At 63.6% G+C, this 8,866-nt stretch carries 7 protein-coding genes; all 7 read left to right on the forward strand.

The genetic code is table 11. The annotated features are described in order from the left end of the window. The first annotated feature begins 125 nt into the window (after positions 1-125). Complete coding sequence (hemB, locus tag P1S46_09995) at positions 126-1,097, forward strand: porphobilinogen synthase (protein ID MDF1536809.1); 972 nt, start codon at positions 126-128, stop codon at positions 1,095-1,097. A 136-nt stretch (positions 1,098-1,233) separates the two neighbouring features. Beyond that, positions 1,234-1,710, forward strand: a complete 477-nt coding sequence (ruvX, locus tag P1S46_10000) for a Holliday junction resolvase RuvX (GenBank protein ID MDF1536810.1) — start codon at positions 1,234-1,236, stop codon at positions 1,708-1,710. Then, positions 1,707-2,732 carry an endolytic transglycosylase MltG gene (gene mltG / locus P1S46_10005; protein ID MDF1536811.1) on the forward strand — a complete coding sequence of 342 codons (1,026 nt, stop codon included), beginning with the start codon at positions 1,707-1,709 and terminating at the stop codon, positions 2,730-2,732. Before ruvX ends, mltG begins: the two co-directional genes overlap by 4 nt. 20 nt (positions 2,733-2,752) lie before the next feature. Beyond that, entirely contained in the window at positions 2,753-4,159 is a 1,407-nt protein-coding gene (locus P1S46_10010; GenBank protein ID MDF1536812.1) for a TldD/PmbA family protein, read from the forward strand. Continuing rightward, positions 4,156-5,946, forward strand: a complete 1,791-nt coding sequence (locus tag P1S46_10015) for an HD domain-containing protein (protein ID MDF1536813.1) — start codon at positions 4,156-4,158, stop codon at positions 5,944-5,946. The genes P1S46_10010 and P1S46_10015 overlap by 4 nt, the downstream gene beginning before the upstream one ends. A 4-nt stretch (positions 5,947-5,950) precedes the next feature. Beyond that, positions 5,951-7,399 carry a FecR domain-containing protein gene (locus P1S46_10020; protein ID MDF1536814.1) on the forward strand — a complete coding sequence of 483 codons (1,449 nt, stop codon included), beginning with the start codon at positions 5,951-5,953 and terminating at the stop codon, positions 7,397-7,399. After that, positions 7,396-8,394 carry a tetratricopeptide repeat protein gene (locus P1S46_10025; GenBank protein ID MDF1536815.1) on the forward strand — a complete coding sequence of 333 codons (999 nt, stop codon included), beginning with the start codon at positions 7,396-7,398 and terminating at the stop codon, positions 8,392-8,394. Before P1S46_10020 ends, P1S46_10025 begins: the two co-directional genes overlap by 4 nt. The last annotated feature ends 472 nt before the right edge of the window (positions 8,395-8,866 follow it).

An 8,866-nucleotide genomic window follows, 5' to 3' on the forward strand; every position in this document is an offset into this window, starting at 1 on the left:
TAAGGAAAGGGAAAACGACGCTTTTCCCTTTCCGTGGAGCGAAAAGTCCCGGATTGGACTTTTTGCGACCCTATCAACTTTGATCTTCGCGCTTTGCATATGATCCCGAACGGAGGTAATTTCTAATGCAATACCCAATCTACAGGCCGCGCAGGACGCGAAGGACTCAGACCCTGCGGCGCATGGTCAGGGAGACGAGGCTTTCCCCGGACAACTTCATCTATCCCCTGTTCGTGGTCCACGGCGAGGGTGTGAGGAAAGAGATCGGCGCCATGCCCGGCGTGTTCCAGCTCTCGGTGGACGAGATCGTCAGGGAGTGCCGCGAGTGCTGGGGCCTGGGCGTCCCTGCCGTCATCCTGTTCGGCATCCCCGATCACAAGGACGAGTCGGGCTCCGAGGGGTGGGATCCGGAAGGCTCCGTCCAGAAGGCGGTGCGGGCCATCAAGGCCGAGATCCCCGAGATGGTGGTCATCACCGACGTGTGTCTTTGCGAGTACACCAGCCACGGCCACTGCGGCCTCATCGAAAACGGTGAGGTGTTAAACGACCCGACCCTGGAACTGCTGGCAAGGACCGCCCTGTCCCACGCCGTGGCCGGGGCCGACATCGTGGGGCCTTCGGACATGATGGACGGCCGGGTTGCGGCCATCCGCGACCTTCTCGACGATGAGGGGCACAGCGACACCATCATCATGTCCTACGCCGTCAAGTATGCGTCGGCATTTTACGGCCCGTTCCGCGAGGCGGCCGAGTCCACCCCCCGGTTCGGCGACCGGCGGGCCTACCAGATGGATCCCCCCAACGCCGTGGAGGCCATCCGCGAGGCGGCCCTGGACGTGGAGGAGGGAGCCGACATCATCATGGTCAAGCCGGCCCTTCCGTACCTGGATATCATCGCCTCCCTGCGTGACCGTTTCGACATGCCCCTTGCCGCCTACAACGTGAGCGGCGAGTACTCCATGGTCAAGGCGGGAGCAAAAATGGGCTGGATCGACGGCGAACGGGTCATGATGGAGTCCCTCATCTCAATCCGCAGGGCCGGCGCAGGCATGATCCTGACCTACTTCGCCAAGGAGGCCGCACGGCTGCTTGGATAGGGTCGCGAGAGGGCCTGCCGGGCCCCTCGCTCAACGCAACGGGAAAAACGTCGTTTCCCCGTTGCTCACGAACCAGGGACGCAAATAATGGTCCCAGGTTCGGGCGCCCACGCGGGCGCGTTGATGACTTCTGTCGATGTCTTCAGCCATTGGGCAGATCAAGGGACAGGACATGGGACGAGTCATTGCCATCGACTGGGGTGAACGCCGTGTGGGGATCGCCCTGTCGGACGAGACGGGCACCATCGCCTCTCCCCACTCAGCCATCAAAAGGGCCGGGTCGCTTGACAAGGTCCTGGAGGAGATCTCCGGGCTCGTGGACAGCCACGAGGTGACCCAGGTGATCTTCGGCATCCCCCTGCGCCTGGACGGCACCCGGGGGCCGGAGGCCGAGGGTGTCCTGGAGGTGGCCGAAAAGCTCCGGGCCAAGGTCCGCGTTCCCGTGGACACCTGGGACGAGCGGCTGAGCACCGTTCAGGCCGAACGCGCTCTCATCGGGGGTGACGTTTCCAGGAAGAGGCGAAAGGGGCTTGTCGACCAGGTGGCCGCTTCGATCTTTCTCCAGTCGTACCTGGATTCTGGTGGTAGTGCCGGGGATGGAGGTGCCGGTTGATCATCGGCAAGCCTAAAAAGAAAAGCCGGGCCCTTCCCATTATTCTCCTGGCCGTGGCCGCCGTGGCCGGGCTGACCGTTTTAAAGCTGGTGCACTTCTGGCACAGCCCAGCCCAGGAGCCGGGCCATGAGGTGGTGCTCACCGTCCCCGCCGGGGCAACCTTTGTCGCGGCCTCCCAGCTCCTGGTGGACGCCGGGGTGGTCAAGTCGCTCAAGCCCTTTGTCCTCCTGGGCAAGGTCAAGGGACTTTCCAGCAGCATCCAGGCCGGGGAGTTGATGTTCAGGACCGACATGACCCCCCTGGAGGTCCTCGACATCCTGGTCAGGGGCAAGGCGGTCTCCTACCCTGTGACCATCCCGGAAGGGTATAACAGCAGCCAGATCGCGGCGCTTCTTGCCGGGCGCGGGATCGTGGACGAGGAGCGGTTTAAGGCACTCATCGGCGACGCGGATTTCGCCCGGTCCCTGGATGTCCCGGCCGACGGGCTGGAGGGGTTCCTGTTCCCCGACACCTACTCCTTGCCCCGGGGGCTTTCCGAGGAGGAGATCCTGGCCCGGATGGTGAAAAGGTACAAGGAGGTGTTCAACGCCCGGATGGCCGAGCGGGCCCGGGAGATCGGCATGACGGAGCTTGAAGTGGTGACCCTCGCCTCCATCGTGGAAAAGGAGACGGGCGCTCCTGAAGAAAGAAGACATATCTCGGCGGTGTTCCACAACCGGCTGAAAAAGGGTTACCGGCTCCAGACCGACCCCACCGTCATCTACGGGATCAAGGAGTTTAACGGGAACCTGACGAAAAAGGACCTGCGCACCGACCACCCTTACAACACCTATACGAGAGGCGGCCTCCCCCACGGTCCCATCGCCAACCCGGGAGAGGCGTCCATCCTCGCGGCCCTGTACCCGGAGGATGTTCCCTCCCTTTATTTCGTGGCCAGGGGCGACGGCACACACGTCTTTTCCAATACATTGGTCGAGCACAACCAGGCGGTGAAGATCTACCAGCTGGGAGAAATACCGTGAACGGGCCGGACCAGGGACTCATGGCCGAGATCGTCTCCATCCTCCTCTCCTCGGGAGGGGAGTTCGCCGACCTGTATTTCCAGGACATGACCGCGAGGCAGGCCGAGGCCGAGTCCGGCCGCATCGAACGCATCGCCTCGGTACGGGAACGGGGTGTCGGCCTGCGGCTCATCCGGCATGGGGTCACCCACTTCGGGACCTCTGTCGAGATGTCTCCGGCGGCCCTGCGGGAACTCGCCGGGAGCCTGGCCGCGGGAGCGGGGGAGGTTAAGAGCAGTGGAAAGCGGAAAGTGGAAGGTGGAAAGGGGGGGATAGAGCTCAAGAAGCGGCCTGCGGGGAGGCTTCCGGCCGGTGAGGATCCGTCGGGCGTTCCCCTGGAGCAGAAGGGGAAGCTGGTGCTGGCGGCTTTAAGGGCCCTGGACGGGTACGACTCCAGGCTCGTACAGGTCAAGTCGGTTTACCGGGACTCCTCCCTTGTCATGAAGGTGGCCAACAGCGACGGGGTATATGCCGAGGACACCAGGTACCACGGGGTGTTCCTGGTCCAGGTGGTGGTCTCCGACGGTGATCACATGCAGACGGGGTACGAGCCCGTGGGCGGTACCGGTGGGTACGATCTCTTCAGAAAGATTGATCCTGGCGAGGTGGCCCTGATCTCCGCGGGCCGCGCGTTGACCATGCTTCAAGCCCCCGAGGCCCCGTCCGGCACCATGCCGGTGGTCCTCTCCTCCGAGGCAGGGGGGACCATGGTCCACGAGGCCGTGGGCCACGGGCTGGAGGCCGACCTCGCCGGGCAGGAACTTTCGATCTACGCGGACAAGATGGGCCTGCAGGTGGCCTCGCCCCTCGTCACGGTGGTGGACGACGCGACCCTCCCGGGCAGGCGCGGCTCCTACAACTACGACGACGAGGGTGAGCCGGGACGAAGGACGGTGCTGGTGGACAAGGGGGTCCTCACCGCCTTCATGAGCGACAAGGCGGCCCTTTTGAAGTACGGGATGCCCGCCACCGGCAACGGCCGGCGCCAGTCCTTCAGGAACTGGCCCATCCCGCGGATGTCCAACACCATCATCGAGCCGGGGAAGCACGTCCCGGCCGATATCGTCCGTTCGGTGGACCGCGGGCTCCTTGTGCTCAAGATGGGCGGGGGGCAGGTCAACACGGTCACGGGCGATTTTGTCTTCGACGTGAGCGAGGGATACCTCATCGAGGGCGGTGAAAAGGCCGGACCCGTGCGCGGAGCCACCCTTGCCGGTAACGGCCCGGAAGTGTTAAAAAACATCGATATGGTCGGAAACGACCTGGGATTTGGTCTCGGGACCTGCGGAAAGGACGGCCAGGGCGTACCGGTGGGTGACGCCCAGCCCACCCTCAGGATACCCGAGATCGTTGTCGGCGGAAGGGACGCCGAAGGGGGACCTGGATGACCGCCCTGAACCACAAACGGAAGGGTAAGGCAGGCAAGGATACCAGGGCCGGCATGCCCCGGGTCGAGAAGCCGGAGAAGACCGGCCCGAAGATCCGTATCCTCTACCAGTTCCTTCTCGTCACCCTCGCGGTGGCGGTGCTCCCCCTCCTCATGGCCTCCTACAAGCTCATGGGGATCAACCGCGCCTTCCTCGAGGATGAGCTCCTCGCCCTTCACAGCCAGGTGGCCAACGCCGCGGCGGAGGAGATCTCCACCGCAATGTCCAACATCCTGGTCAACCTTGAGCTGGTGGCCAAGGCCCAGGGAGGCGGCAGCCCTCTGGGCAAGGAGGAGCGGGAACGCTCCCTCATCTTCTACCTCGACCAGTACCCCGAGATCATCCGCCTCACGCAGTATTCCACGGGGGGGCGCCAACTGGCCCGGGTGTTCCGGGTGGGCAAGTCCAAGGTGCCGCCCCTTGCCGAGGAGGTCATGACCACTGCCGTCAAGGAGGCCTCTGCCGGCAAGACCTACATCAGCCCGCCGGTGGTCCTGGGCGGCCAGCAGGTGCCGGAGATCGTGGTGGGCATGCCCGTGTACGGCCCCTCCGGGGGGATCCAGTCGGTGCTGTTGGGCGAGATCAACCTCCAGAAGGTCCAGCAGACAGTGGAGCGCATCAATATCCGCCGCCAGGGAAACGCCTACGTGGTGGACCGCAAGGGGACCCTCATCGCGCACCAGGACCTGGAAAGGGTGGCCAATTCCGAGGACATGACCTCGGTGGAGATCGTGGGCAACTATCTCCTGGCGGGCTTGAGCGCCGGGACCATCCCCTTCAGGGACAAGATGGGCAAGGACATGGTGGGTTCCTACGCCAACGTGAAAGCGCTCGGGTGGGGAGTCGTGGTCCAGGAGCCCAGGGCCGATGCCTACCAGATCATCAGGGACATGACCGTCCAGACGGGGATCTGGGCGGTGGTGGCCTTCGTCCTGGCAGGAATTGCCAGCACCCTGCTGGCTATCCGCCTGGCGAAACCCATCGGCATCCTGGCCGGCAAGGCCATGTCCCTTTCCCGGGGGAACTTCGCAGAGCGGGTGGACATCACATCCCGCAACGAACTTGGCCAGCTGGCCCAGAGTTTCAACCACATGGCGGCCCAGCTTGAACGGCACGACCAGAACCTGCGTGAGATGTTCATCGACACCACCAAGGCCCTGGCCGCGGCCATTGACGCAAAGGACCCGTACACCCGGGGCCACTCCCAGCGTGTCGCCCAGATCAGCCTCGAGATCGCCAAGGAGATGGGCGTTTCCCCCACCGACCAGCAGAAGGTCAACATCGCCGCCCTCCTCCACGACGTGGGCAAGATCGGCATCGAGGACCAGGTCCTGAAAAAGCCGGGCCAGCTCACCGACGAGGAGTACGCCGTCATCAAGCAGCACCCCCGGTGGGGGGCCATGATCATGGGTCACATAACCCAGCTGAAAGATATCGTGCCCGGGATCCAGTACCACCACGAGCGGCTCGACGGCTCCGGATACCCGGAGGGCCGGGCCGGGGAGCAAATCCCCCTGCTGGCCCGCATTATCGCCGTGGCCGACACTTTCGACGCCATGACCACGGACCGGCTGTACCAGAAGGGGATGGAACCCCAGTTCGTGGTGAGCAAGCTGCACGAGTGGAAGGGGAGCCGTTACGATCCCAAGGTGGTGGACGCCATGACCCGCGTCTACTCGAGGGTCGTCACCGCCAGGCCTCCTGCACCCCAGCCTCCCACTCCCCCGCAGTCTACCCCGGGAGCCTGACAAGATGACCAGGGCACCCAGAGAAACGGACCGGACAGGGGCCCGTCTGAAGTGGAAGACGGTCATCATCCCCTTTTCAACCCTCCAGTTCTGGGTGAACTTCCTCATCGTGCTGGGTGTCCTGTGCGCGGTCATGATCGGCGTCTACTACCAGTTTCTCAGCCCCAAGGCCCAGGCCAGGCGCCTCATCGCCGATACTGAAGCGCGGTTCGACCAGGCCATCGTCATGGGGGTCAAGGAGCTGGCCTTCGAGGAGTACCGCTCCGTCCAGGAGGGCCTTTTCCAGGCCCGCAAGAACTACGACGACCGCAAGTACACCGAATCTCTCATCCTCCTGGAGCAGACCACTACCAGCCTGGACAAGGCGATGGAGAGGCTCAAGTCTGACGAGTTCTTCCGCCGGGAACGCTCGGCCACCTTCAAACACCTCAAGGGGGACGTGGAGATCCAGCAGGCCGGCTCCCTCGGATGGCAGCCCGCCAAGGCGGGGACACAGCTGAAAAAGGGCGACCGCGTGCGGACCCGGTCGGGTTCCCAATGCGTGGTCCAGTTTGACGACGGCAGCCAGCTGACCGTCAAGTCCGACTCCCTCGTGCACATCGACGAACTGAGCGAGGACGTGCGCACCCGGACCAAGAACTCGGCCATCAACCTCCTGGTCTCCGATGTGGAGGCCAGTATCCTGCGGCCCACGGCCAAGGGGTCGAGGTTCCTCATAAAGACGCCGGGCTCCACGGCCCAGGTCAACAAGGCCCGGATGAACATCCGGGTGGACAAGGACAACCAGACCGAATACAAGCTCATCTCCGGTGACGTCTCGGTGAACGCCGCCGGCAAGGACGTCAGCCTTGGGGCCAACGAGGTGGTGCGCCTGGCCAGCGAGGGCCGGGTAGTTTCCCGGGGCAGGCTTCTGGGTGTCCCCGCGCCCCAGTTGCCGGAAAACCTCGACTGGCGGGTCAGTGCCAGGGAGAAGGTTCCGGTGAGTTTCGTGTGGGAGCGTGTGCCCGAGGCGGCAAGCTACCATCTGGTGGTGGCTGCCGACAGGTACTTTGCCAACGCCGTTTACGACAACGCCAAGATCCGCGTCACCGGCGCCACGGTGAAGGGCCTCGAGGCCGGGATCTACTACTGGCGTGTCTCCTCGGTTGACAGCCAGGGCCGGGAGAGTCTTTTCTCTCCCTTCTCCGTCTTCCGCCTCAACCACGACCAGACCCCGCCCCTGCTGGCCATGAGCGACCCCATCGTCCTGCAGGAGGGGCAGCAGAACAAGGTCTACCTGGCCGGGGCGGTGGAGCCCGGCAGCACCCTGGCCGTCAACGGACGGCCCGCGCCCCTGGCCCCTGACGGCACCTTCCGCATGTTCACAGACCTGGGAGCGAACACCGCCTCCCTGTCCATCCGGGCGGTAGACCCTGCCGGGAACGTGCTTTCCCATGTGAGGGAGCTGAGATGAAAGCAGGGAGGAGGCAGGAGGGAGGAGGGAGGAGAGGGTTGCGGCTCGTGCTCATAACCCTCCTGATCCTTGCTGCTGCTGCGGCGACGACCGGGTGCAAGAGCAGGGCGGACAAGTTCTCCCTGGCCCAGAGGTTCAACGGGGTGGGGATCGCCCTGTACGGCCGGGGTAATATCCCGGAGGCGCTGGAGAGGTTCCAGAAGGCCGCCGGGTACGCCCCCGACTTCGCTTTCGCGAGGAACAACTCCGGGGTGGGGTTCTATCACCTGGGGCAGGTGGAGTTGGCTGTGGCCGAGTTCAGGACCGCGGCCGCGCTTTCCCCCGAGACCGCCGAGATCCACGGCAACCTTGGAGTGGCCCTCATGGTCCTGGGGCAGTTCGATGAAGCGGAAAAAGAACTGGTGCAGGCCATCTCCCTGGAACCGGAGTACGTGCTGGCCTACAGCAACCTGGGGGCTCTCCGGTTCCGGACCGGGCGGCCGAACGCGGCCATCGTCACCTACCGGAAAGGGCTTGCCATCGACGAAAGCAACAGCCGCCTGCACCACAACCTGGGGGATGCCCTCATGGCCCAGGGTAATTACAGCGACGCGGTAAAGGAGTACAACCGCGCCCTGGAGCTCAACCCGGACAGCACCATCACTTTCAATAACCTGGCGTGGGCCTACGCCAAGAGGGGGGTCAACATCGAGGACGCCCTGGCGCTTGCCACCGCGGCCCTGGAGCAGGACCAGGAGAACGGCTTTTACTACGACACCCTGGGGTGGATCTACTTCAACCAGGGGAAGTTCGAAGAAGCCCTCGGTGCGCTGGCGAGCGCTACGAAGTTCCAGCCTGGGATCCCTGAGATCCACTTCCACCTGGGGGAGACCTACCGGTGGATGGGGAAGAATCATGAGGCGACAGAGGAGTACGGGCGGGTGATCGGGCTGGAGCCGTATGGGGAATGGGCGGATCGGGCCCAGAAAGCCATCTGGTCAATAAAGGGTCTTTAATAAGGGGGCGGCGCGCAATAACGGGCGATCTGCGGCGTTCTCAGTCGCGGCCCATTGACCAGTGCACTGCTGCAAAAGTGCGCCCGCTCTCCATGCGGGGTCACCGTGCAGTAATTCTTTGTTTCCCGTGCACTTCATGCACCGATTCACCTGCACTCCTGCATTGCCCTTCCCGCACTCTTGGTGCCCTTACTTTACTTGAAGTGCGGACGGGTTGTTAGCAGTCCAAGGGCCAAAGCCCAAGGCCCAATGTTGTCATTGCGAGCCACCTTCGGCGAAGCAATCCCGGTAATTGCTGCATCCTCACGCTAAATCCCGGAACCTGGAGCGTGGAATTCGGAACTCAAGTGTGCAACTGCGTTGCACCTTGGCATGTGCAATTGCTTTTAATATCTAACATTGATAGGGTCGCAAAAAGTCCAATCCGGGACTTTTCGCTCCACGGAAAGGGAAAAGCGTCGTTTTCCCTTTC

This window comes from bacterium (assembly GCA_029210545.1).
In the GTDB taxonomy this organism is placed as follows: Bacteria; BMS3Abin14; BMS3Abin14; order BMS3Abin14; family BMS3Abin14; genus JARGFV01.